Annotated in this window: 1 protein-coding gene; it reads left to right on the forward strand. The window is 34.6% G+C overall.

The features are described 5' to 3' along the window. On the forward strand, positions 1-831 hold an 831-nt coding region (gene rfbA / locus RB298_RS00515), incomplete at its 5' end, for a glucose-1-phosphate thymidylyltransferase RfbA (protein WP_486045224.1). Positions 832-873: the final 42 nt, after the last annotated feature.

An 873-nucleotide genomic window follows, 5' to 3' on the forward strand; every position in this document is an offset into this window, starting at 1 on the left:
CAATTAATACCTATTTATGATAAGCCAATGATTTATTATCCTTTATCTGTATTAATGTTAGCCGGGATTAAAGATATACTTATTATTTCTACGCCAACTGATACACCTCGATTTAGACAATTACTAGGGGACGGTAGTAATTTAGGAATCAAGTTGAGTTATGAAATACAAGAAACACCCGATGGTTTAGCCCAAGCTTTTATTATAGGCGAAAAGTTTATTGGGAGTGATTCAGTTGCACTTATTTTGGGAGATAACATTTTTTATGGACATGGTTTCACCAAAACGCTAGAACGTGCAGCAAGTCTTTCTGAAGGAGCTACTGTATTTGGTTATAATGTCAAAGATCCCGAGCGTTTTGGAGTAGTAGAATTTAATAAGGAAGGAAAGGCGATTTCTATTGAGGAAAAACCTAATCATCCAAAGTCTACATATGCCGTGACAGGGCTTTATTTTTACGATAATAACGTTGTGGAAATTGCCAAATCTATCAAGCCTTCAGAAAGAGGCGAATTAGAAATTACTTCAATTAATGAAGAGTATTTACGTCGTGGTAAGCTTCAAGTTGAGTTACTAGGGCGAGGTTTTGCATGGCTTGATACAGGAACACATGAATCGCTATTAGAAGCCTCTTTATTTATTGAAACTGTTGAAAAACGTCAAAGCTTGAAAGTAGCTTGTTTAGAAGAAATAGCATTTCGAAAAGGATATATTACAAGAGAGCAACTGATTAAACTAGCAGATCCGCTAAAGAAAAATGAATATGGACAGTATATGTTACGCTTAGCAAATCAAACTATATTAGAAGAAGTGTTAGTAGGTGGGAAATGATGAATATTGTCAAAACGAATTTCAAAGACGTAGTATTAATAG

The organism is Priestia sp. BR_2 (genome assembly GCF_041954005.1).
Lineage (GTDB): Bacteria > Bacillota > Bacilli > Paenibacillales > Paenibacillaceae > Paenibacillus_AQ > Paenibacillus_AQ lautus_A.